This window comes from Duganella hordei, assembly GCF_040369125.1.
Taxonomy (GTDB): Bacteria; Pseudomonadota; Gammaproteobacteria; order Burkholderiales; family Burkholderiaceae_D; genus Rugamonas; species Rugamonas hordei.
In genome coordinates this window covers 250092-272254 of the sequence record NZ_BPWI01000006.1, presented here as the reverse complement: position 1 = coordinate 272254, position 22163 = coordinate 250092, and the positions used below count along the sequence as shown (strand labels likewise).

The 22163-nt window shown below is 63.4% G+C and carries 17 protein-coding genes and 1 tRNA gene; 13 read left to right on the top strand and 5 right to left on the bottom strand.

The window, feature by feature from the left end; translation table 11 throughout:
* Positions 1-18: 18 nt before the first annotated feature.
* The 9 genes from ABWW33_RS16565 (at position 19) to ABWW33_RS16525 (ending at position 12981) form a co-directional block, all read left to right on the top strand.
* Positions 19-2127 carry a TonB-dependent siderophore receptor gene (locus ABWW33_RS16565; RefSeq protein WP_353402898.1) on the top strand — a complete coding sequence of 703 codons (2109 nt, stop codon included), beginning with the start codon at positions 19-21 and terminating at the stop codon, positions 2125-2127.
* A gap of 3 nt (positions 2128-2130) precedes the next feature.
* A complete protein-coding gene (locus tag ABWW33_RS16560; RefSeq protein WP_353402897.1) occupies positions 2131-3678 on the top strand; it encodes a histidine-type phosphatase in 1548 nt (515 codons plus the stop codon).
* Positions 3679-3797: 119 nt separating this feature from the next.
* Entirely contained in the window at positions 3798-6869 is a 3072-nt protein-coding gene (gene fdnG, locus ABWW33_RS16555; protein ID WP_353402896.1) for a formate dehydrogenase-N subunit alpha, read from the top strand.
* Positions 6870-6889: 20 nt separating this feature from the next.
* The gene (gene fdxH, locus ABWW33_RS16550; protein WP_176651840.1) at positions 6890-7804 is read left to right on the top strand and encodes a formate dehydrogenase subunit beta; all 915 of its coding nucleotides are present in this window, start codon (positions 6890-6892) and stop codon (positions 7802-7804) included.
* A complete protein-coding gene (locus tag ABWW33_RS16545; RefSeq protein WP_176651841.1) occupies positions 7801-8451 on the top strand; it encodes a formate dehydrogenase subunit gamma in 651 nt (216 codons plus the stop codon). Before fdxH ends, ABWW33_RS16545 begins: the two co-directional genes overlap by 4 nt.
* Before the next feature lie 71 nt (positions 8452-8522).
* Complete coding sequence (gene fdhE, locus ABWW33_RS16540; RefSeq protein ID WP_353402895.1) at positions 8523-9524, top strand: formate dehydrogenase accessory protein FdhE; 1002 nt, start codon at positions 8523-8525, stop codon at positions 9522-9524.
* Positions 9521-10981 (top strand): L-seryl-tRNA(Sec) selenium transferase, encoded by a 1461-nt coding sequence (selA, locus tag ABWW33_RS16535; protein WP_353402894.1) that lies wholly within the window; start codon positions 9521-9523, stop codon positions 10979-10981. The genes fdhE and selA overlap by 4 nt, the downstream gene beginning before the upstream one ends.
* Entirely contained in the window at positions 10978-12879 is a 1902-nt protein-coding gene (gene selB / locus ABWW33_RS16530) for a selenocysteine-specific translation elongation factor (RefSeq protein WP_353402893.1), read from the top strand. Before selA ends, selB begins: the two co-directional genes overlap by 4 nt.
* 6 nt (positions 12880-12885) lie before the next feature.
* Positions 12886-12981, top strand: a tRNA-Sec gene (locus ABWW33_RS16525).
* 1 nt (position 12982) lies between these two features.
* On the opposite strand, the gene ABWW33_RS16520 is transcribed toward ABWW33_RS16525, so the two are convergent.
* The 3 genes from ABWW33_RS16520 to ABWW33_RS16510 all read right to left on the bottom strand — a co-directional run bounded on the left by ABWW33_RS16520 (position 12983) and on the right by ABWW33_RS16510 (position 14310).
* Entirely contained in the window at positions 12983-13246 is a 264-nt protein-coding gene (locus ABWW33_RS16520; RefSeq protein ID WP_176651845.1) for a HigA family addiction module antitoxin, read from the bottom strand.
* Positions 13247-13255: 9 nt separating this feature from the next.
* Entirely contained in the window at positions 13256-13534 is a 279-nt protein-coding gene (locus ABWW33_RS16515; RefSeq protein ID WP_353402892.1) for a type II toxin-antitoxin system RelE/ParE family toxin, read from the bottom strand.
* Positions 13535-13614: 80 nt separating this feature from the next.
* Positions 13615-14310 carry an alpha/beta fold hydrolase gene (locus ABWW33_RS16510; RefSeq protein WP_353402891.1) on the bottom strand — a complete coding sequence of 232 codons (696 nt, stop codon included), beginning with the start codon at positions 14308-14310 and terminating at the stop codon, positions 13615-13617.
* Between the two features lie 189 nt (positions 14311-14499).
* Between ABWW33_RS16510 and ABWW33_RS16505 the strand changes: the two genes are divergently transcribed.
* Complete coding sequence (locus tag ABWW33_RS16505; RefSeq protein ID WP_353402890.1) at positions 14500-16161, top strand: methyl-accepting chemotaxis protein; 1662 nt, start codon at positions 14500-14502, stop codon at positions 16159-16161.
* Positions 16162-16361: 200 nt separating this feature from the next.
* Positions 16362-17789 (top strand): PQQ-dependent sugar dehydrogenase, encoded by a 1428-nt coding sequence (locus ABWW33_RS16500; protein ID WP_353402889.1) that lies wholly within the window; start codon positions 16362-16364, stop codon positions 17787-17789.
* A 194-nt stretch (positions 17790-17983) separates the two neighbouring features.
* Here ABWW33_RS16500 and pnp read toward each other — a convergent pair whose 3' ends face one another.
* Positions 17984-20107: a polyribonucleotide nucleotidyltransferase gene (gene pnp / locus ABWW33_RS16495; protein ID WP_353402888.1), complete on the bottom strand. Its 2124-nt coding sequence runs from the start codon at positions 20105-20107 to the stop codon at positions 17984-17986.
* Positions 20108-20313: 206 nt separating this feature from the next.
* A complete protein-coding gene (rpsO, locus tag ABWW33_RS16490) occupies positions 20314-20583 on the bottom strand; it encodes a 30S ribosomal protein S15 (protein WP_008450438.1) in 270 nt (89 codons plus the stop codon).
* Between the two features lie 186 nt (positions 20584-20769).
* On the opposite strand from rpsO, the gene ABWW33_RS16485 reads away from it, so the two are divergent.
* Both ABWW33_RS16485 and ABWW33_RS16480 read left to right on the top strand, forming a co-directional pair.
* A complete protein-coding gene (locus ABWW33_RS16485) occupies positions 20770-21240 on the top strand; it encodes a hypothetical protein (protein ID WP_353402887.1) in 471 nt (156 codons plus the stop codon).
* A 103-nt stretch (positions 21241-21343) separates the two neighbouring features.
* Positions 21344-22156 (top strand): hypothetical protein, encoded by an 813-nt coding sequence (locus tag ABWW33_RS16480; RefSeq protein ID WP_353402886.1) that lies wholly within the window; start codon positions 21344-21346, stop codon positions 22154-22156.
* Positions 22157-22163: the final 7 nt, after the last annotated feature.

Below are 22163 nucleotides of genomic sequence, written 5' to 3'. Positions count from 1 at the left end.
ACTCTTACTCAGGCTCACATGTCCAAGACCACTCCTTTCGTCAAATCCCGTTTGCACCTGGCCCTCGCAGCCGCCGGCCTGTGCGCGTTGCACGGCGCCGCCTTCGCTGAAGATGCCGCCGAAGGCGCGCTGTCCAAGGTCGTCATCAAGGCCACGGTCGAAAAGAAGAAGCTCGGCGACAGCGTCAGCGGCGGCGCTTTGGGCCGCAAGTCGGAACTGGATACGCCTTTCTCCACCAAGGCCGTCAGCAGCGACGAAATCGAGGACCGGCTGGCCACCAGCATCTCCGAAGTATTGAAATACGACGCATCGGTGACCTCCATCAGCCCGCCGATCAGCACCCATCCGGCCACCATCCAGATGCGCGGCCTGCGTCTCGACGACCTTAACGGCTACAAGGTCAACGGCCTGGCCAACATTAACCGCGGCACAGAAATGCCGCTGGAGATGTTCGAGAGCGTCGAGGTATTGAAAGGCTTGAGCGGCTTTATGTACGGCTTCGGTTCGCCGGGCGGCGTCGTCAACTACGTCAGCAAGCGTCCGACCACGGACAAGAGCTTCAGCGCTGCACTGGGCTACCAGGAAGGCGGCGCGATCAAGGAGCACATCGACATGGGCGGCCGTATGGGCGACGAAGGCGGCTTCGGCTACCGCTTGAACCTGCTGCACGAAGATGGAGGCGTGAAGGAGGAAAGCGGCTCGATCAAGCGCAACGCCGCAGGCCTGAACCTGGAATGGCGCATCACCAACGACGTGGCGCTGACCTACGACGCGATCTACCAGCGCCGCCGCAGCGTGGGCGGCACCGACGTGGTGATTGCACCGTCGTTCGCTATTCCCGCGCCGATAGCGGGCGATAGCAAGCTCAATAGCATCGGCGCCGGCAGCGACGTGGAATACACGCTGTCCACGCTCGGCATGGAGATCCGCCTGAACCCGGAATGGATCGCCAACCTGTCCTACCGCACTTCGGACTCGACACGCGTCTACAAGAAAGACCAGTACTACATCACCAACAACAAGGCCGACTACAAGGACCGCGTGACGTCCGAGCTGCACGGCTATCATTTCGACCAGGTGCAGGCCAGCTTCGAGGGCAATCTCAAGGCGTTCGGCCTGGAGCACGATGTGGTCGCAGGCGTGATGTCGCAGAACCTGGTATCGACTTCGTCGGTTGTCACACCGAAGGTCTACCTGGGCACCGGCAACCTGTATGCGCCGACCATCATCAACGTCTGGACCACCAACTGGAGCGGTGGCACCTACCGCGACGAAGCCACGCGCCAGGAAGCGGCCTTCGCCAGCGATACCGTCAAGCTGAGCGACAGCTGGTCGGTGCTGGCCGGCGCGCGCTACAACCGTTACAACGACAACGCCTACTCGGCCAAGGGCGTGATCACCGCCAACTGGCCTGCACAGAAAACCACGCCGACCGTGGCGCTGATGTTCAAGCCGGCCGCCGACACCACCATCTACGGCAGCTACGTGGAAGCGATGGAGCAGGCGGCAACCGCGCCCACGTCGACATCCAACGCCAACCAGACCTTCGCGCCGATCAAGAGCAAGCAGGCCGAGATCGGCATCAAGACCGAACGCAGCTTCTGGAACGCCAGCGCGGCGCTGTTCAACATCAAGCGCGGCGCCCAATACACCAATGCCGCCAACGTCTTCGTGGAAGACGGCGAGACCAAGTACCAGGGCTTCGAATTCAACACCGTGGTGCAGGCGGCGAAAAACCTGTCGATCGAAGGTGGCCTCATGCTGCTGGACGCGACGCTGGAAAACGCGGCTGCGGGATACAGCGGCAAGCGCGCCGTGGGTGCGCCGCGCCGCCAGATGTCGGTGCAGGCGACCTGGCGCGAAGTGTTGCCAGGCCTGGCGCTGCATGCCGGCAGCCAGTACCTGGGCGAGCTGCCGATGGATGCGGCCAACGTCAACACGCTGGCGGGCGCCACGCTGTTCGACGCCGGTTTCAACTACCGCCACCGCTACTTCGGCAAGATGGTCAGCGTACGCGCCAACATCTCGAACATCGCCAACCGCAAATACTGGACCTACTACCAGGAGAACTACCTGAACGTCGGTTCGCCGCGCACCGCGAGCGTCAATGTTCGGGTAGACTTCTAAGGTATGAAACCACCACGCCTTGCGGCTGGCGCCGCGCTGTCCCTGCTGTTGTTGAACGCTTTCGGCGAGCAGTTTTACCAGACCAAGACGCCGTATCAACCGCAGCAAACCAGCGCCAGCTATGAAGCGCCGCCGCAAGGCTACCATGCGATCCATACCCAGCTACTGGCGCGGCACGGCTCGCGCGGCCTGAGCAGCATGAAGACCGATCTGGCGCTGTATAAGCTGTGGCAGATGGCCGACAAGGAAGGCGCGCTGACGCCGCTCGGCACGCAGCTGGGTGCCGACATCCTGCAGATGATGAAGGCCAACGCGCTGCTCGGCTACGGCGTGGCCGGCATCGGCAAACCTGGATACGGCAACGAGACCATGCAGGGCGTGGCCGAGCACCAGCAGCTAGCCGAGCGCATGATACGTCGGCTGCCCGAGTTGTTCCGCGACGCCCCCGGCGGCCCGGCGAGTCCACCGCGCCGGATCGTCCTCGTCACGTCAGGCAAGGACCGCGCGGTCGACAGCGGCGACTACTTCGCCGGCGCATTGATGGCGCGGCAGCCCAACCTGCAGCCACTGATAATCCGCCCTCCTTCAAAGGCGCCACGCGCCGAAACGATCCATGACAGCCGTCCCGCCGGCACCGACCGCTTCCTGCTCTACTTCCACAAGCTGGGCGCCAGGCAGGATCTGGTGGCGGACCGTGGCGACCCGTTGTACGGCACCTACCAGGCCAGCCAGGCCTACCAAGCCTGGGCCAAAAGCGATGAGCTGAGCAAGCGCGAGGCCGTCGTGCTGGCGCAGCCGAAAGTCGCGGCGGCCGCCAGGTCAGTAATGGAGCGCTTGTTTACGCCGGCCTTCATCGCCGGACTGGATCAAGGCCGCTACCGCGCAGCCAACAGCGGCACATACAGCTATACCAGCGCCGACGGCAAATTCAGCAACAAGCTGACCGGCGACGGCGACACCGTCATCCAGTCCTCCGTCGATGCGGCGCAAGCGCTGTATGAACTGTACGCGGCGGCCGCCGACATGCGCGTGGAGCTGCAAGCCGACTTCGCCGCGTACATGCCTGCACCGCAGGCGGCGGTATTCGCCGCCACCGAAGACGCCATCGCCTTCTACACCAAGGGCCCCGGCATTCGCGAGAACGGCGACGTCAATTACCGTATGGCGCAAACCCTGCTCGAGGATTTCTTCAGCGAGGTGGACGCCGTCGCCAAAGGCGATCTGTCCCACGCCGCCAAGCTGCGCTTCGCCCACGCTGAAATCGTCATTCCGATGGCCGCCATCCTCGGCCTGCGCGGCATGTCCGAACAGCTGCCGCGCGCCACAGCCTACAGCTATGAAAACAGCCCATGGCGCGGCGCGGCCGTCGCACCGATGGCTGCCAACATCCAGTGGGACGTTTATACAAACGGCCAACGCACGCTGCTCCGCATGCTCTATAACGAGAAGGAAACCGACTTCAAGCCGGCATGCGACCACGCGAAAGTCGCTCCAGGCAGCCATTTCTATGACTACGCCCGCCTGCGCAGTTGCTACAACATTGCCAATTGATCTATACCGTAGGTATTGCACTGGCTGTAAACACAACGTTTAATTCAATTCGTTACGGAACTTCGGTTTTTATAGTGATAGACTTGGTAGGTCTTTTCATATGATGAGAGGCTTATCCCATGAACCAGATGTCCAGGCGACAGTTCCTTCGGGTGACTGGCGCAACCATCGCGGGTTCGAGCATCGCGCTCCTCGGCTTTGCGCCGGCATCGGCCCTGGCCGAAGTCCGTCAGTACAAGCTGGCGCGCAGCACCGAAACCCGCAACACCTGCCCCTACTGCTCCGTCGGCTGCGGTATTCTCATGTACGGTCTGGGCGACGGCGCGAAAAACGCCAAGGCCAGCATCATCCACATCGAGGGCGATGCCGACCATCCGGTCAATCGCGGCACGCTGTGCCCGAAAGGCGCCAGCCTGATCGACTTCATCCACTCCGAAAATCGCTTGATGGTGCCGGAATACCGCGCGCCCGGCGCCACGGAATGGAGCCCCATGTCGTGGGACGACGCGCTCACCCGCATCGCCAAGTTGATGAAGGCCGACCGCGACGCCAATTTCATCGACAAGACGGCGGACGGAAAAACCGTCAACCGATGGACCACGACCGGCATGCTGTGCGCGTCGGCGTCCACCAACGAGGTAGGCTACTTAACCCATAAAACCATGCGCAGTCTGGGCATGCTGGCATTCGACAATCAAGCGCGTGTATGACACGGTCCGACGGTGGCAGGTCTTGCCTCGACATTTGGACGTGGTGCGATGACGAATCACTGGGTGGACATCAAGAACGCTGATGTCATCCTGGTCATGGGCGGTAACGCGGCGGAAGCACACCCCTGCGGATTCAAATGGGTGACGGAAGCGAAGGCGCATCGCGGCGCCAAGCTGATTGTGGTCGACCCGCGCTTTACCCGGACCGCTTCGGTGGCGGACTATTACGTCCCTACCCGCACCGGTGCGGACATCGTCTTCCTCGGCGGGATCATCAACTACCTGCTCACGAACGACAAGATACAGCACGAGTACGTCCGCAATTACACGGATATGCCGTTCATCGTCCGCGAGGACTTCGCCTTTAACGACGGCCTGTATTCGGGCTGGGACGACAAGGCCGGCAAGTACGCGGACAAGAGCAGCTGGAACTACGAGATGGGCGATGACGGCTTTGCCAAGATCGACGCCACGCTCGAACATCCGCGCTGCGTGTACCAGCTGATGAAGAAGCACTACTCGCGCTACACGCCGGAGATGGTGGAGAAAGCCTGCGGCGTGCCGCCGGAGAAATTCCACAAGGTCGCCGAGATGCTGGCATCGACCGCCGTGCCGGGCCGCGCAGCCACCATCCTGTATGCGCTGGGCTGGACGCAGCACTCCACCGGCGCGGAAACGCTGCGCACCGGCGCCATGGTGCAGCTCCTGCTGGGGAACATCGGCATCGCCGGCGGCGGCATGAACGCGCTGCGCGGCCACTCCAACATCCAGGGCCTGACCGACCTGGGGCTGCTGACCAATATGCTGCCGGGCTATCTGACCTTGCCGGGCGAAGCGGAACAGGACTTCGAGGCTTATGCGGCCAAGCGCGCGCTGAAACCCTTGCGTCCGAACCAGCTGAGCTACTACAGCAATGCGAAGAAGTTCCTGGTCAGCTTCATGAAGTGCTGGTGGGGCGACGCAGCCACGGAGGAAAACAACTGGGCCTTCGACTACCTGCCCAAGCTGGACAAGCCGTACGACATGATGCAGGCCTTCGAGCTTATGCATCAGGGGAAAATGAACGGCTACATCTGCCAGGGCTTCAACATCCTGGCGTCGGCGCCGGACAAGCAGAAGATCACGGAAGCCTTGTCCAAGCTGAAGTTCCTGGTGGTGATGGACCCGCTGGCGGTGGAAACCGCCGAGTTCTGGCGGCCGTTCGGCGAGTTCCACCAGGTCGACCCGACCAAGATCCAGACCGAGGTGTTCCGCCTGCCGACCACCTGCTTTGCAGAGGAGCGCGGCTCGCTGGTCAGCTCCTCGCGCGTGCTGCAGTGGCACTGGCAAGGGGCCGACGGTCCGGGCCAGACCAGGAGCGACCTGGAGATCATGTCCGGCATCTTCCTGCGCATCAAAAAGATGTACCAGACCGACGGCGGCAAGTTCCCCGATCCGATCGTCAACCTGACCTGGCCCTACGCCAAGCCGTTCAGCCCTACGCCGGAAGAACTGGCGATGGAGTACAACGGCAAGGCGCTGAAGGAGCTCGCCGATCCAAAGGATGCGACGAAGATCATCCTGAAGAAGAACGAGCAGGTGGCCGGCTTCGCGCAGCTGCGCGACGACGGCAGCACGTCCTGCGGCTGCTGGATCTTCGCCGGTTGCTGGACCGCGGCGGGCAACCAGATGGGAAGGCGCGACAACAGCGATCCGACTGGCATCGGCCAGACGCTGAACTGGGCCTGGGCCTGGCCGGCCAACCGTCGCGTGCTGTACAACCGCGCCTCGTGCGACCCGAAAGGCAAGCCGTGGGACCCGACCCGCAAGCTGGTGAGCTGGAACGGCACCACCTGGGGCGGCGCGGACGTCCCCGACTTCAAGGCGGACGAGCCGCCGGAAAACGGCATGGGCCCCTTCATCATGCTGGCCGAGGGGGTGGCGCGCTTCTTCTCGCGCGACGCCATGGCCGAGGGCCCCTTCCCCGAGCACTACGAGCCGTTCGAGACGCCGATCGGCCATAACCCGCTGCACCCGTCCAATCCGCGCGCCACCAGCAATCCGGCCGGCCGCATGTTCCCCAACGATCGGGCCAAGCTGGGCAAGGCGGCGGACTTCCCGCACGTGGCGACCAGCTACCGCCTGACGGAACACTTCCACTACTGGACCAAGCACGCGCGCCTGAACGCCATTATCCAGCCGGAGCAATTCGTCGAGATCGGCGAGGAACTGGGCAAGGAAATCGGCGTGGCGCACGGCGACCGGGTCAAGGTCAGCTCCAAGCGCGGCGTCATCGTGGCGAAAGCAGTGGTGACCAAGCGTATCAAGGCATTGACCATCGACGGGAAGAAGACCCACCAGGTCGGGCTGCCGATTCACTTCGGGTTCAAGGGAGTCACCAAACCGGGCTACCTGATCAACACCCTCACGCCGACGGTTGGTGATGGCAATTCGCAGACACCGGAATTCAAGTCCTTCCTAGTGAAAGTGGAAAAAGCATGACGGCCCGGGGAGAATAAAACATGGCACTGCAATCACTTGATATCAAGCGCATGTCGGCCACCACGGTGCAGGAACCGGTGGCGCGCACGCCGGTCACCGGTACCGTGGCCAAGCTGATCGACGTTTCGAAGTGCATCGGCTGCAAGGCATGCCAGACGGCCTGCATGGAATGGAACGACCTGCGCGACGACGTAGGCGAGACCACCGGCGTGTACGACAATCCGATCGACCTGTCGCCGCAGTCGTGGACCGTGATGCGCTTCTCGGAGCACGAGACCAACGACGGCAACCTGGAATGGCTGATCCGCAAGGACGGCTGCATGCACTGCGAGGATCCGGGCTGCCTGAAGGCCTGTCCCTCGCCGGGTGCCATCGTCCAGTACACCAACGGCATCGTCGATTTCCACCAGGAGAACTGCATCGGCTGCGGCTACTGCGTGGCGGGCTGTCCGTTCGACGTGCCGCGCATCTCCAAGAAGGACGACCGCGCCTACAAGTGCACCTTGTGCTCGGACCGCGTCGCCGTGGGCCAGGAACCGGCCTGCGTCAAGACCTGCCCGACCGGCGCGATCGTCTTCGGCACCAAGGAGGACATGAAGGAACACGCGGCGGAACGTATCGAAGACCTGAAGTCGCGCGGTTATGCGAACGCGGGCCTGTACGATCCGGCCGGCGTCGGCGGCACCCACGTCATGTATGTGCTGCACCACGCGGACCAGCCGGGCCTGTACCACGGGCTGAAAGCGAATCCGAGCATCAGTCCTATGGTCGGACTGTGGAAGGGCTTGACCAAACCCTTGGCGCTGGCCGGCATCGCCGTCACCGCCCTGGCCGGATGGTTCCACTATTCCCGCGTCGGCCCGAATGAGGTCAGCAAGGAAGAGGAAGCCGAGGCGCTGCATGAGGCCAACCGGATCAGGGAGGGCGAAAAATGAACCATCTTCGCGACAAGGACGGCAACCCGCTCATCGAACGCTACACGCCCAATGAGCGCAGCAACCACTGGATCACCGCCATCTGCTTCGTCCTGCTGGCGGTGTCCGGGCTGGCGATGTTCCATCCGGCGACCGCCTGGCTGGCCGTATTCCTGGGCGGCGGCCAGTGGACCCGCATCCTTCATCCTTTTATCGGGCTGGTGATGTTTGTGTCGTTCGCCTTGTTGGTGCTGCGCTTCTGGCATCACAACAAGTTCGAACCGGGCGACAAGCAGTGGCTGGAGCAGATCGGCGACGTCGTCAACAACCGCGAAGACAAGCTGCCGAAAGTGGGCCGCTACAACGCGGGGCAGAAGGTGCTGTTCTTCGTGCTGATCTTCTGCATGTGCGGCCTGCTGCTGTCCGGCGTGGTGATCTGGCGCGCCTATTTCTCGTTCTACTTCCCGATCGAGATCGTGCGCTTCGCCGCGCTGCTGCACGCGTTCTGCGCGTTCGTCATCATCTGCTCCATCGTGGTTCACATCTATGCGGGCCTGTGGGTCAAGGGCTCGATCGGCGCGATGGTGCGCGGCACGGTGACGTATGGCTGGGCGCGCAAACATCATCAGCGGTGGTTCGAGGAAGTGGCGCGTAAATCGCGTGATTGACTCAGCCATTTAGGATTAAAATAGCTCCCGAGCCGGCGGCCCTCCCGCCGCCGGTACTCTGGGAGACATTTTTGGTACAACGCCTGCTTGCCCCCGGCGAGATCGAATCGCTCGATCACAACGCCATTCCCCGCCTGCTGCTGCCGCAAGCGCACAGTCTTTTCCCCGCGCGCGCCGCGCGCCTGCGTCAGCTTGCCAAGAACGAAATCCAGGGAATTCCCGTCGGCGAAACGCTGAGCGGCTATCTGCTGCTGATGGCGGCATTGGTCGACGCGCAGGCTGCCGCCACCCGCTCGCTGCCGGAGCAGACGTTCGCGCTGCCGGACGATGCCGACATCGCGCTGTCGCTCGAACACAATATGCCGCCGCTGCCGGTCAGCGGTGCGCGTCCGCCGTCGTGGCGCTCGGTGTTCGCGGCGCTGCTCGATCATCTGGAGCCGGTGGTGGAGAACCAGCCGCAGATCGCCGCCGTGCTGGCCGAACTGCGCGGGCTCGAAAGCGCGCAGCTGGAAGGCTGCGCCGACGCCGTGCTGTCGGAACTGACCGATGGCGTCAATCCATTGCATGCACCGTTTGTGGCCGCGGCGCTGCAGGTGGTCTGGACCATGCGCGCCAGCCAGCTGGATGCGCAACGCGTGCAGCCGCTGGTGACCAATACCCTGTGCCCGGTGTGCGGCGCGCATCCGGTGGCGAGCGTGATCCGCATCGGCGGGCAGTCGCAAGGCTATCGCTATCTGCAATGCAGCTGCTGCGCCAGCGAGTGGCATATGGTGCGGGTGAAGTGTTCGTGCTGCGAGCATACGTCGAAGATCGCCTACCAGAGCCTGACGCCATCCGACGATACGACCACCGCGCCCGAGGTGGTTAACAAGGCCAACGATCCGAGCAAGGTCGCGCGCGCCGAAACCTGCGACGACTGCCATACCTATCGCAAGATATTCAACCAGGAGCATGACTACAACGTCGAACCGCTGGCCGACGACCTGGCCAGCCTGGCGCTGGACCTGCTGGTCGGCGAAGCCGGCTATTCCCGCGCCAGCGGCAATCCCCTGTTGTGGTTCAACGCCGAATGAGCACCCAGCCAGCCGATGCGGGAGTCGCGGCTGCCGGTGCAGGCGCCATCCACCTCCCCGCCGTCCACCTGATCTTGTCCGCTCCCGCCTGCGAGCCGCTGATCGCCGAATACGGCCGCGTGCAAACGCTGGAAGCGGCCCGCGTCCTGCTGGCCGAACTACGCGGCATCATGCTGGCAAGCCGCCGCGACGGCGTGCCAGTCGCCCCGGCGATCGACACCGGCATCCCCGCCTTGCTGGCCATGCTGCACGACCGTCTGCGCGACCGCAACCGTTCACCGCTGCGGCCCGTCTTCAACCTGACCGGCACCGTCCTCCACACCAACCTTGGCCGCGCCCTGCTGCCCGACAGCGCCGTACAAGCCGTGGCCGAAGCCCTGCGCTGGCCGATGAACCTGGAGTGGGACATCGACACCGGCAAGCGCGGCGACCGTGACAACCTGATCGAGGAACTGCTGCTGGAACTGACCGGCGCCGAAGCGGCCACCATCGTCAACAACAACGCCGCCGCCGTGCTGCTGATGCTGAACACCGTCGCGCAAGGCAAGGAGGTGATCGTCTCGCGCGGCGAGCTGGTGGAAATCGGCGGCGCCTTCCGCATTCCGGACATCATGACCCGTGCCGGCGCGGTGCTACGCGAAGTGGGCAGCACCAACCGCACCCACCTGAAGGACTACGCCGAAGCGGCTGGCCCGCAGACCGCGCTGATGATGAAGGTCCATTGCTCCAACTACGCCATCACCGGCTTCACCAAAAGCGTCGAGCTGCCGGAGCTCGGCCCGCTGTCGAAGAAGCATGGCATCCCGCTGGCCGTCGATCTGGGCAGCGGCACGCTGGTCGACCTTGAACAATACGGCCTGCCTCACGAAACCACGGTGCGCGAAACCATCGCCGGCGGCGCCGACCTGGTCACCTTCAGCGGCGACAAGCTGCTCGGCGGCCCGCAATGCGGCATCATCGTCGGCCGTGCGGACCTGATCGCGCAGATCAAGAAAAACCCGCTGAAGCGCGCACTGCGCGTCGGCAAACTGACGTTGGCCGCTCTGGAGCCCGTGCTCGCCCTATACCGCGCACCGGACCTGTTGCCGGAACGCCTGACCACCCTGAAACTGCTGACTCGTCCCGCCGCCGCCATGCGCGAGCTGGCACAGGCGTTGCAGCCGCAGCTGCAAGCGGTGCTCGGCACCGGCTACGAAGTCGCCTCCGAACCGATGATGAGCCAGATCGGCAGCGGCGCCCTGCCCGTCGACCAATTGCCCAGCCACGGACTGGTGATACGCGCCGCAGCCACTGGCCGCATCAGCAACGCACTGGGCGTTCTTGAGCAGCGCCTGCGCGCGTTGCCGCTGCCGGTGATAGGCCGCGTTGCGCAGGATGCGCTGTGGCTGGACCTGCGCTGCCTGGACGACCACCAGCGCCAGCGCTTCACCGATCAACTGGCGCTACTGGCCATATGATCGTCGGAACCGCAGGCCACATCGACCACGGCAAGACCACGCTCACGCGCGCGCTCACCGGCGTCGACACCGACAGGCTCAAGGAAGAAAAAGCGCGCGGCATCTCGATCGAACTGGGCTACGCTTACGCGCCTTTGGAAAATGGCGACATTCTCGGCGTGATCGATGTTCCCGGCCACGAAAAATTCATCCGCACGATGGCCGCCGGCGTCACCGGCATCGACGCCGCGCTGCTGGTGATCGCCGCCGACGACGGCATCATGCCGCAGACGCTGGAGCATCTGGCCATTCTGCGCCTGCTGGGCGTGCGGCGCGGCGCGGTGGCGCTGACCAAGATAGACCGCGTCGATACGCCGCGCATCGAACAGGTGGAGCAGGACATCCGCGCGCTGCTGGCGCCTACCGATTTCCACAGTGCGCAGATCTTCCGCACCAACGCCAGCGACGAAGGCGATGCCGGCGTGAAGGCACTTCTGCGTCATCTATCGCAGATGGCCGCCGCGCTGCCGTCCAGCGCCGAGCGGCGCCTGTTCCGGCTGGGCGTGGACCGCGTATTCACGCTATCCGGCCAGGGCACCATCGTGACCGGTACCGCGCTGGCGGGCAGCGTGCACGTCGGCGACATGCTGCAGTTGGCGCCGGGCGGTCAGCAGGTACGGGTGCGCAGCATCCACGCCCAGAACCGCAACGCCGACAGCGGCCGCGCCGGACAGCGCCTGGCGCTCAACCTGGGCGGCGCCGCAAAAGAAGAGATCGAGCGCGGTACATGGGTGGTCGCTCCCGCCCTCGTCGCGTGCTCCGAGCGTTTCGACGCCGAATTGACCCTGATGCCGGACTGCGGCCAGACGCTCAAGCCCTGGTCGCCGCTGCACGTCCATCTGGGGGCCGCGCACCATACCGCCAACGTCGTGATGCTGGACGGTGACGTGCTGACGCCGGGTCAGACCGGCCGCGTGCAACTGGTGCTCGATGCGCCGGTGCACGCCGTGCCGGGCGACCGCTTCGTCATCCGCAACGCGCAAGCGACGGCCACCATCGGCGGCGGCATGGTGATCGATCCGTTCGGCCCGGCGCGCAAGCGGCGCAGCGCGGCGCGGCTGGCATGGCTGCAGGCGCTATCCGAATACATCGCCAGCGGCGACATCGCGTCCCTGCTGGCAAGCAGTCCGCTGGGCTTGCGCATGTCGGCGCTGGTGCGCTTGTCGCAGCTGCCGGCGGAACAAATCACCTTGCCGGCGGAGACCATCGAAGTCGCGCTGCAAGGCGGCGACGCGCTGCTGATCGCCGCCGCCGAAGTGCGGGTACTGGAAACACGCATCCTCGGCGGACTGGCCGAATTCCACGCCCGCGCGCCGGACGACGCCGGCCCGGAACTGTGGCGACTGAAGCGCATCGTCGCGCCGGAGATGGAAGACCGCCTGTGGAGCCGCCTGATCGAAACGCTGATCGCCGCCGGGCAGGTGAAGCAACGCGGACGCAGCCTGCATCTGCCGTCGCACAGCGTGGAGCTGAGCGAAACAGAAAAGGCGCAGGTCGCGCCATTGCTGGCCGCCCTGCTCGCGGGCGCCTTCGATCCGCCGTGGGTACGCGACCTGTCGCGCGACCATGGCATAGCGGAAGCCGAGGTGCGGCGCCTGCTGCTCAAGCTCTCCAAGACGGGAGAGATCAGCCAGCTGGTGCCGGACCTGTTTTATCATCCACAGCCGCTGGATCAGCTGGCGCGGCTGGTGGCGACGCTGCCCGAAGTACAGGCGCCATCGTTCCGCGACGCCACCGGGCTGGGTCGAAAGCGGGCTATACAGATATTGGAGTTCTTCGATCGCGTCGGCTATACTCGGCGCGTGGGTAACATCCACTTGATACGACCGAACGCCGTGTGGTCGTACAGTGGCGACTAGTTCCAGGGAAGGCATACCCATCCGGTGATGGGGCCGGGCTTCAAACCCGGTGGGGGGCGTCAGACGCTCCCCTGTAAGTTCGACTCCTACTGCCTTCCGCCATTTATCTCGATGCAGACTTAGCCGCCATCCGGGCGTCATACTCGGTTTGCAGATTCAACCAGAACTGAGCGCTGACTTTGAAATAAGCAGCCATTCGGCTTGCCAGATTCATGGTGATCGGTGCACGTCCTTCGATGACTGCGCTAATCTGCAGCAGTGGAATCCCAAGGCCGACCGCCAGTTCCGCATCGGACAACGCCAGCGGGCGCATGAATTCCTCGCGCAGCACTTCACCGGGATGAATTTCTTGAGGCTGCGAATCCATGTCAACCTCCTAGTGATGGTCGACGATTTCGACGTCGTAGGCGTCATCATCTACCCAATGAAAACAAATCCGCCATTGGTCGTTAACTCTGATGCTGAACTGCCCAATCCGGTCACCCGACAACGTCTCCAGCCTGCTCCCTGGCAGGACACGCAACTCCTCCAGCCTGCTGGAGGCATGTAGCATCTGAAGTTTTCGACGAGCCACCCGCTCTATATTCTTGAAGCGCGGAACTTGGCGGCTGAAAAACAGCATTTCAGTCTCTCGGCTCGCAAACGAACGTATCATGGTAAAAATAGCCTATCCAGCGAGGTTTTACAAACGAATTCCCTCGACAATAGAGCGGCTTCCCGACCAGCGGATTGATCTTACGTAAGCATAGCGGCCACCATATCGACGGCGCTCTCGAAGCGGGAAGGCTCTTCCGCCAGCAGCGACCACAGTCGATTGTGCTCGGCGCCCTGCACCACGTGCAGCTGGCGCGATTGCGCGCGCGTGGCGGCGGCGACCAGGCGTTCGGGAATCTCGAGCGGGATGGTGGCGTCGTTCTCGGCGGCGATAACCAGTAGCCGGCCTTCGAAGCGCGACAGGATGTCCCACGCGTCGCTGTCGGCCCAGCTGCGCTCGCGCCGTATCACCGCCGAGAATGCGGGACCGAACGGCACCTCGTACGCATCCGGCGTGTAGACGCCTGGGACGATCAGCACCAGCGCATCGATACGATGGCTTTGCGTCATGCGGATCGCGTTGTAGGCGCCCATGCTGGCGCCGAACACCGCCAGCGGTTGCGGCAGGCCGCGCGCATCGGCCACCGCCTGCGCCTGGCGCGTGCGGCTGGCCACCGACGATTGCGCCAGCGCGCCGCCGGTCTCGCCGTGGCCGATGCAGTCGAAGCAGGTGCTGCCCAGGCCTCGCTGCTGCAATGCCCCGCGCAACAGGCGATGGCCGTGGCGGCTGCTCGCGCCCGCGCCGTGCAGGTACAGGATGCGATTGCTGCCGCTGCCGACAAACTGGTCGCCCTTCAGCACATGGTCTTCAAACGCCACATCAAAATCAACGATCACTTCTTCTCCTCCGCCAGACGCTGGCACGGCATTGTACATCCGCAAAATCAAAAAACTGGCGGCCCCCAACGCATTTTCATCAAAGAGATTAAAATGCATTAACGAAACTAATATTGCTTACAATCCAATCCAACGTTCTCGCGCATTACCCGCCTTCCCGGCCTGTCCCGTTTAAAGCAAGGATGAACTATGAAATTTTCTGATATGAAGGTCGGCACGCGGCTGGCTATCGGCTTCGGCGCCACCTTGCTGCTGCTGCTGGCGATAGCGCTCACCAGCTGGCTCAGCATCAGCAGCACCGCCGCCGACACCGACAACCTGCTGACCCGGCGCCTGCAGGTCGAACGCTTGATCACCCATTGGAAATCCATCGTCGAGGCCAACCTGCAGCGCGGGCTGGCGGCGGCCAAGGCGGGCGATCCGGCCGTGCAGCGTTTTTTTGAGGACGGCATCGCCCGCAGCGCCAAACAGGCCGAGGCGGACCAGCGGCAAATCGGCGAATTGTTGACGGACCCGACGGCCAAGACGCTGTTCGCCGCCGCCCTGGAAAAACGGCTGCAATACCAGGCGGTGCGCAAACGCGTGCTGGCGGAAAAAGCCGGCGGCGACGCCGACAAGACCCGCCAGATCATCGAACAGGAATTCATGCCCGCCAGCGAAGCCTACCTGGCCGGCATGACGGCGCTGATCGAGCGCCAGAAGGCTGTGATCGATGAGATCGGCACCGGCATCCATGTCCGCAGCACCGGTTCGGCATGGACCATCCTGGTGCTGAGCACGGCTTCTGTGCTGCTGGCGCTGGGCCTGGGCTGGCTGTTCAGCCGTTCGCTGCTGAAACAGCTGGGCGGCGAGCCGGCCTATGCCGCCGGCATCACCGACCGCATCGCCGCCGGCGACCTGACCGTGCAGGTCGACCTGCTGCCTGGCGACCGCTCCAGCCTGCTGCACAGCATCGCCGCGATGCGCGAACGGCTGGCGGCCATCGTCAGCGAGGTGCGCACCGGTACCGAGGCCGTCGCCACCGCGTCGGACGAAATTGCCAGCGGCAATATGGACCTGTCCTCCCGCACCGAGCAGCAGGCCGGTTCTCTGGAGGAGACGGCGTCGTCGATGGAGGAATTGACCGCCACCGTCAAGCAGAACGCCGAGTTCGCGCGGCAGGCCAACCAGCTGGCGTCGGCCGCCTCCGGCGTGGCCGCGCGCGGCGGCGACGTGGTGGCGGAAGTGGTGACGACGATGGAATCGATCACCGCTTCGTCGAAGCAGATCGTCGACATCATCGGCGTCATCGACGGGATCGCGTTCCAGACCAATATCCTGGCGCTGAACGCGGCGGTGGAAGCAGCCCGCGCCGGCGAACAGGGACGCGGCTTTGCAGTGGTCGCCACCGAGGTGCGCAACCTGGCGCAGCGTTCGGCCAGTGCCGCCAAGGACATCAAGCACCTGATCGGCGTGTCGGTCGACACCATCGCCAACGGCGCCATGCTGGTGGACGAGGCCGGCCTGACGATGACCGACATGGTCTCCAGCGTCAAGCGCGTCAGCGACATCATGCAGCAGATCATGCACGCCGGCGCCGAGCAGGAAGCCGGCATCGAGCAGATCAACCGGGCCATCATCGAAATGGACGGCGTGACGCAGCAAAACGCGGCCCTGGTGGAACAGGCCGCGGCGGCGGCGGAATCGCTGCAGGGCCAGTCCAGCCACCTGGCCGAACTGGTCAGCGTGTTCAAGGTCGACGGTCCGGTCCACACGGCTGGTGTGCGTTCCATCACTACGGCGCGGCAGCGCCCGGCTGCGGCGCAGCGCACCACAGGGTCCGAACCGCGCCTGCGGATAGGGGCGCGCTAAGCTTTTTTCATGGATAGTGCCTGGCAACGTGGCCATCCACGGCAGAGACTGGCACAATACCAGTGGACTGTAACGTTTAAATTGGGAGCGAAGGACGCGCAGGCGGCGTGCAGGGCAAGGCGCCTGCGCGTTGCCTGCGCGGCAGGCGCTACCGATTTAAGCGTTACAGTCCACTAATTCGCCACCAAAAGGAAACGTCCATGAAACATCCTGCCCTTCGCATCGCCGCCCTGGCGTGCCTGGCCATCGCGTCGCTGGCCGCCCAGGCGGCCGAGCCTGCGCTGTCCGCCGCTGAAAAACTCTACCAGGCCAACTGCGCCGTCTGCCATGGCGCCAAGATGGAAGGCGCCGTCGGTCCGCCCCTCGGCGCGCACAACTGGCTGCACGGTGCGCCGACCAAGGCCAACCTGATCAAGGTCATCAGCAAGGGCGTGCCGGAAAAGGACATGCCGGCCTGGTCGCCGACCCTGAGCGCGGCGCAGATCGCGTCGCTGGCTGAACTGATCGCGACCAACGCCGGCAAGCCCGCCGCCCCCGCCCTGACGCCGGCGGCAGCCGCCGCGGCGGCCGCGGCCAAGGCGCAGCAGAACGTGCCGGACCTGAGCGGCTTCAAGCTGCCGAAGGGCTTCCACATCAGCGTCTACGCCAACCAGGTCACGACCGCGCGCAGCATGGTGGTGTCGGACAGCGGCATCGTCTATGTCGGCTCGCGCAAGGCCGGCAAGGTCTACGCGCTGGTGCCGCGCGCCGACAAGCAGACGGCCGACGTGGTCACCATCGTCGAAGGCCTGGAAAACCCGATCGGCGTGACGCTGCTGAACGGCGCGCTGTATGTGGGCGAGATCGGCCGCGTGATCCGCTTCGACAATATCGACAAGCGCTATGCGCAAAAACCGTCGTATGAAGTGGTCAAGGTCAGCCTGCCGAACGACAAGTGGCATGGCGAGAAGGTCATCAAGGCCGGGCCGGACGGCAAGCTGTACATCCCGGTCGGCGCGCCGTGCAATGTCTGCGATACCGAGGACACCAAGAGCTCGAAGATCTACCGCATGAACGCCGACGGCAGCCAGCTGGAAGAGTATGCGCGCGGCGTGCGCAACACGGTGGGCTTCGCCTTCCATCCGACCACCAAGGTCTTGTGGTTCACCGATAACGGCCGCGACGAGATGGGCGACAACACGCCGTCATGCGAGCTGAACGTGGCGCCCAAAGCCGGCATGCATTTCGGCTTCCCTTACTGCCACGGCGGCGTGGTGCCGGATCCGGATTTTGCCAAGGGCCGCACCTGCGAGGAATTTGAACCGCCGGTCGCCAAGCTGGGCCCGCACGTGGCGCCGCTGGGACTGACGTTCTACACCGGCAAGCAGTTCCCTGAAGCGTATCGCAACAACGTCTACATCGCCGAGCATGGTTCGTGGAACCGCAGCACCAAGAGCGGCTACAGCGTGCGTCTGATTACGCTGTACAACAGCAAGGTCGTCACCGACACCGCCTTCATCGACGGCTTCCTGCGCGGCGAGGAAGTGGTGGGCCGCCCGGTCGACGTGGCCACGCTGGCCGACGGGTCGATGCTGGTGTCGGACGACTACGGCGGACGTGTTTATCGCGTCACTTACGACGGAAAATAATTCGTCGATATAACTGCTCAAAGCCCGTTCGCGCGCTTTGGGCAGTGGTCAATCGTCTTCGTATAGGGTGCCCATGATGTGGTTGGACCGGGCACAGCGCGGAAAGCTCAGGCGAAAAAAAGCCGCCCTGTGGCAATGCGATGGCCTTGGCCATCGCATGCACACAGTGCGGCTTCGATCAGACTAGTCCGAGATTACTGTACGGCGGCGGCTGCGGCTTCTTCAGCGGCGGCTTTCATCGACAGTTTCAGGCGACCGCGGTCGTCGGTTTCCAGAACCTTGACGCGCACTGCCTGACCTTCTTTCAGGTAGTCGGCAACGGCGTTCACGCGCTCGTTGGCGATCTGCGAGATGTGCAGCAGGCCATCCTTGCCCGGCATGACCTGGACGATCGCGCCGAAGTCCAGCAGCTTCAGCACCACGCCGTCGTAGGTCTTGCCTACTTCGACCGATGCGGTCAGCTCTTCGATGCGGCGCTTGGCTTCCTGGCCGGCGGCAGCGTCGACGGAAGCGATGGTGACCACGCCTTCGTCGCTGATATCGATCTGGGTGCCGGTCTCTTCGGTCAGCGCGCGAATGACTGCGCCGCCCTTGCCGATCACGTCACGGATTTTCTCAGGATTGATCTTGATGGTGATCAGGCGCGGTGCGAAGTCCGACAGTTCGGTCTTCACGTGCGGCATGGCTTTTTGCATTTCGCCCAGGATGTGCTCGCGGCCTTCCTTGGCTTGCGCCAGCGCCACTTGCATGATTTCCTTGGTGATGCCCATGATCTTGATGTCCATCTGCAGCGCGGTGATACCGTTGCGGGTACCGGCAACCTTGAAGTCCATGTCGCCCAGGTGATCTTCATCGCCCAGGATGTCCGACAGCACGGCGAACTTGCCGCCTTCCTTGATCAGGCCCATCGCGATACCGGCGACGTGCTCTTTCATTGGAACGCCGGCGTCCATCAGCGCCAGGCAGCCGCCGCAGACCGAAGCCATCGACGACGAACCGTTCGATTCGGTGATTTCCGACACCAGGCGCACGGCGTAGCTGAACTCGTCAGCCGATGGCAGCGCGGCGATCAGCGCGCGCTTGGCCAGACGGCCGTGGCCGATTTCGCGGCGCTTAGGCGTGCCGACGCGGCCGGTTTCGCCGGTGGCGAACGGTGGCATGTTGTAGTGCAGCATGAAGGAGTCGGTGAACTCGCCCATCAGCGCGTCGATCTTCTGGCTGTCGCGTGCGGTGCCCAGGGTGGCAACCACCAGCGCCTGCGTTTCGCCGCGGGTGAACAGCGCCGAACCGTGGGTGCGTGGCAGCACCGAGGTGCGGATCGAGATCGGACGCACGGTGCGGGTGTCGCGGCCGTCGATGCGTGGCTCGCCGTCCAGGATCTGGGTACGGACGATCTTGGCTTCGATGTCGAACAGGATGTTGTTCACTTCGGCTGCATCGACCGGCGCGGCGCCGGATGCCGCCGCTTCAGCGGACAGGTCGGCCAGCACTTCGCTGGTGGCGGCCTTCAGCTTGGCGGTACGTTCCTGCTTGTCTTTGGTCTGATACGCTTCGTTGATCTTGCTGGCGGCGAAATGCGCCACGCGGCCGATCAGCGCTTCGTTCTTCGCCGGTGGAACCCACTCGACTTCCGGCTTGCCGCCGTCGCGCACCAGGTCGTGGATCGCGTCGATGACTGCTTTCATTTCGGTATGGCCAAACACCACGGCGCCCAGCATGATTTCTTCGGACAGCTGCTGCGCTTCCGATTCCACCATCAGCACGGCGGTTTCGGTACCGGCGACAACCAGGTCCATCTGCGAGGTTTTCAGTTGTTCGACGGTAGGATTCAGGATGTACTGGCCGTTGGCGTAGCCGACGCGTGCCGCGCCGACCGGGCCGTTGAACGGCACGCCCGACACGCACAGGGCGGCCGATGCGCCGATCATGGCGGCGATGTCTGGATCGATTTCCGGGTTGACCGACAACACGTGAATGATCACTTGCACTTCATTCAGGTAGCCTTCTGGGAACAGAGGGCGGATAGGACGGTCGATCAGGCGGGATGTCAGTGTTTCTTTTTCCGAAGGACGACCTTCACGCTTGAAGAAACCGCCCGGGATTTTACCGGCAGCATAGGTTTTTTCAACGTAGTCGACGGTCAGCGGGAAGAAGTCCTGGCCTGGCTTGGCGTCTTTGCGCGCCACGACAGTTGCCAGCACCACGGTATCTTCAATCGATACCATGACTGCACCGGAGGCCTGGCGAGCGATTTCGCCGGTTTCCAGCGTCACGGTGTGTTGACCGTACTGGAAGGTTTTCGTAACTTTATTAAACATGGGTAATCCCTTTCTATTTGCCGACAGATTTTCAGGGGCTGTCGTTCACCTCACCACAGGCAGCCGTGCGGCCACCTTTACTACGCTTGCTTCTTACTGCTGAAAAACCAGGAATTCCATGCTGCAACTAACACCGGCAAAATGACAAAATGCCCGCGTCAGCAAACTGGCGCAGGCATTTCGATTAAGCTGGATGACGCAAAAAATTACTTACGCAGGCCCAGTTTGGCGATCAGATCGCGATAACGGGTAGCGTCTTTGCCCTTCAGGTAGGACAGCAGGCTCTTACGACGGTTAACCATCATGATCAGACCACGACGGGAGTGGTGATCCTTGCTGTGTGCCTTGAAGTGGCCGTTCAATTCGTTGATGCGTGCGGTCAGCAGCGCAACTTGAACTTCTGGCGAGCCGGTGTCTTTTTGACCACGGGCGTTGTCCGCGATGATCGCGGCTTTGTTGATGTTTTCTACGGTCATGATATTTACCTTTAACATGCGGTGCGCGGAGTCGTAACCCTGCACATCGTGAACTTCAAAAAAAACTGATCCGAAGACCAGACCCGGAAGTATAGCGGAAAAAGCGCCGGATGTATCCTGTGTTGGCTACAATTCTTCCACCAACCGGACCAATTTCAAGGGTTTGCGATGAAAAAAATGATATTTATGGCAATTTTTCCCATATTGCTGGGCGCTTGCGCCAGCCTCGGCGCCCCACCCGTGACGCCCGGCGAGCCGGTGGAAACCGTCAAGGCCAGGCTGGGCCAGCCCACCGGCACCTATGCCAGCGGTACCGACACGATGCTGGAATACGCCAGGGGGCCGTTCGGCCAATACACGTATATGGCGCGCATCGGTCCCGACGGCAAGCTGGTCTCGTTCGAACAGGTGCTCAGCAGCGAGAAGTTCGCCACCGTGCGGCCGCGCAAGGACAACAAGCAAACCATCCTCAGCACCTTCGGCAGGCCGGCGGCGCAGGTGCGTTATGCCAGCGTGGACGGCGACGTCTGGGTCTACCGCTACAAGGAACAGAACGTCTGGGACTCGGTGATGAGCGTGGAGTTCGACCGCAACGGCGTTGTCCAGGCCATGGTCAACGGCCCCGACCCGGAGCGCGAGGGGCGCCGGGGGCGATAAAGGTAGGATCAATCCCACGATACATATGGGAGTGCGCCGACGCAGATTCCGTAGCGTGATTGATAAGATTCCGCCATTCAATCGCCACCCTACGGAGCACCCCATGCCTTTATGCACTCCTCCCGCACGCCACGCCATTTACACGGCAACCCTGATCGCCCTCAGTACCGCCACCGCGATGGCATGGGCCGATCCATCGCCGGCGCTGGACCGCGCCAGCGTCTCGGTTGGCGCCTTCTACACCGACCCGCGCGTCAACTACGAAGGCGACACCAACTACGGCCATATCGACAGCGGCACCTACAAGACCGATCGCGTCACGCTGCCGCGCGTGAAGGCGCAACTGCTGCTGGGCGATACGCAGGGGCTGGACTTCGACTACTACAACTACGACAAGACCTACAACCCGAGCCTGAGCGGCGCCACCAACCGCGACGGCATTCCGCTGGTTGGCAACGGCCGGCTCAACGCCAAGCTGAAAATGGACCTGGCCAACCTGGCCTATAAATGGTGGCTGGGCAGCGGCAACGACGTGTTCGGCATCGGCGTGGGCGCCGCCTACTATCACGCGCGGGTGGACGGCACGGCCAGCGGCATCCTGAACGGCATCAGCGGCAACTCGCGCTATTCGGAAAGCGAAAGCGCCTATGCGCCGCTGCTGGAACTGGGCTGGCGCCACGCGTTCTCGCCGACGCTGCGCATGTTCGCCGACGCCAACGGCATCAAGAAAAACGGCGGCAGCATCCAGGGCCATATCTACGGCGGCGCCTTGGGGCTGGAATGGTATGCCACGCCGAATGTCGGCGTGGTGGCGGAATACAGCTCGTCCAAAATCAGCCTGACCCGGGAACGCGATGCGACCGACTTCAACATTCGCCTGAGCGGCCCGGCTGCCTACGTCAAGTTCCGCTTCTGATGCGTTG

Excerpts from the sequence above, each read along its gene's own strand:
- ABWW33_RS16565 (WP_353402898.1), top strand. The coding sequence starts at position 19 with ATGTCCAAGACCACTCCTTTCGTCAAATCCCGTTTGCACCTGGCCCTC.
- ABWW33_RS16560 (WP_353402897.1), top strand. The coding sequence starts at position 2,131 with ATGAAACCACCACGCCTTGCGGCTGGCGCCGCGCTGTCCCTGCTGTTG.
- fdxH (WP_176651840.1), top strand. The coding sequence starts at position 6,890 with ATGGCACTGCAATCACTTGATATCAAGCGCATGTCGGCCACCACGGTG.
- ABWW33_RS16545 (WP_176651841.1), top strand. The coding sequence starts at position 7,801 with ATGAACCATCTTCGCGACAAGGACGGCAACCCGCTCATCGAACGCTAC.
- selA (WP_353402894.1), top strand. The coding sequence starts at position 9,521 with ATGAGCACCCAGCCAGCCGATGCGGGAGTCGCGGCTGCCGGTGCAGGC.
- selB (WP_353402893.1), top strand. The coding sequence starts at position 10,978 with ATGATCGTCGGAACCGCAGGCCACATCGACCACGGCAAGACCACGCTC.
- ABWW33_RS16520 (WP_176651845.1), bottom strand. The coding sequence starts at position 13,246 with ATGGATTCGCAGCCTCAAGAAATTCATCCCGGTGAAGTGCTGCGCGAG.
- ABWW33_RS16515 (WP_353402892.1), bottom strand. The coding sequence starts at position 13,534 with ATGATACGTTCGTTTGCGAGCCGAGAGACTGAAATGCTGTTTTTCAGC.
- ABWW33_RS16505 (WP_353402890.1), top strand. The coding sequence starts at position 14,500 with ATGAAATTTTCTGATATGAAGGTCGGCACGCGGCTGGCTATCGGCTTC.
- ABWW33_RS16500 (WP_353402889.1), top strand. The coding sequence starts at position 16,362 with ATGAAACATCCTGCCCTTCGCATCGCCGCCCTGGCGTGCCTGGCCATC.
- pnp (WP_353402888.1), bottom strand. The coding sequence starts at position 20,107 with ATGTTTAATAAAGTTACGAAAACCTTCCAGTACGGTCAACACACCGTG.
- rpsO (WP_008450438.1), bottom strand. The coding sequence starts at position 20,583 with ATGACCGTAGAAAACATCAACAAAGCCGCGATCATCGCGGACAACGCC.
- ABWW33_RS16485 (WP_353402887.1), top strand. The coding sequence starts at position 20,770 with ATGGCAATTTTTCCCATATTGCTGGGCGCTTGCGCCAGCCTCGGCGCC.
- ABWW33_RS16480 (WP_353402886.1), top strand. The coding sequence starts at position 21,344 with ATGCCTTTATGCACTCCTCCCGCACGCCACGCCATTTACACGGCAACC.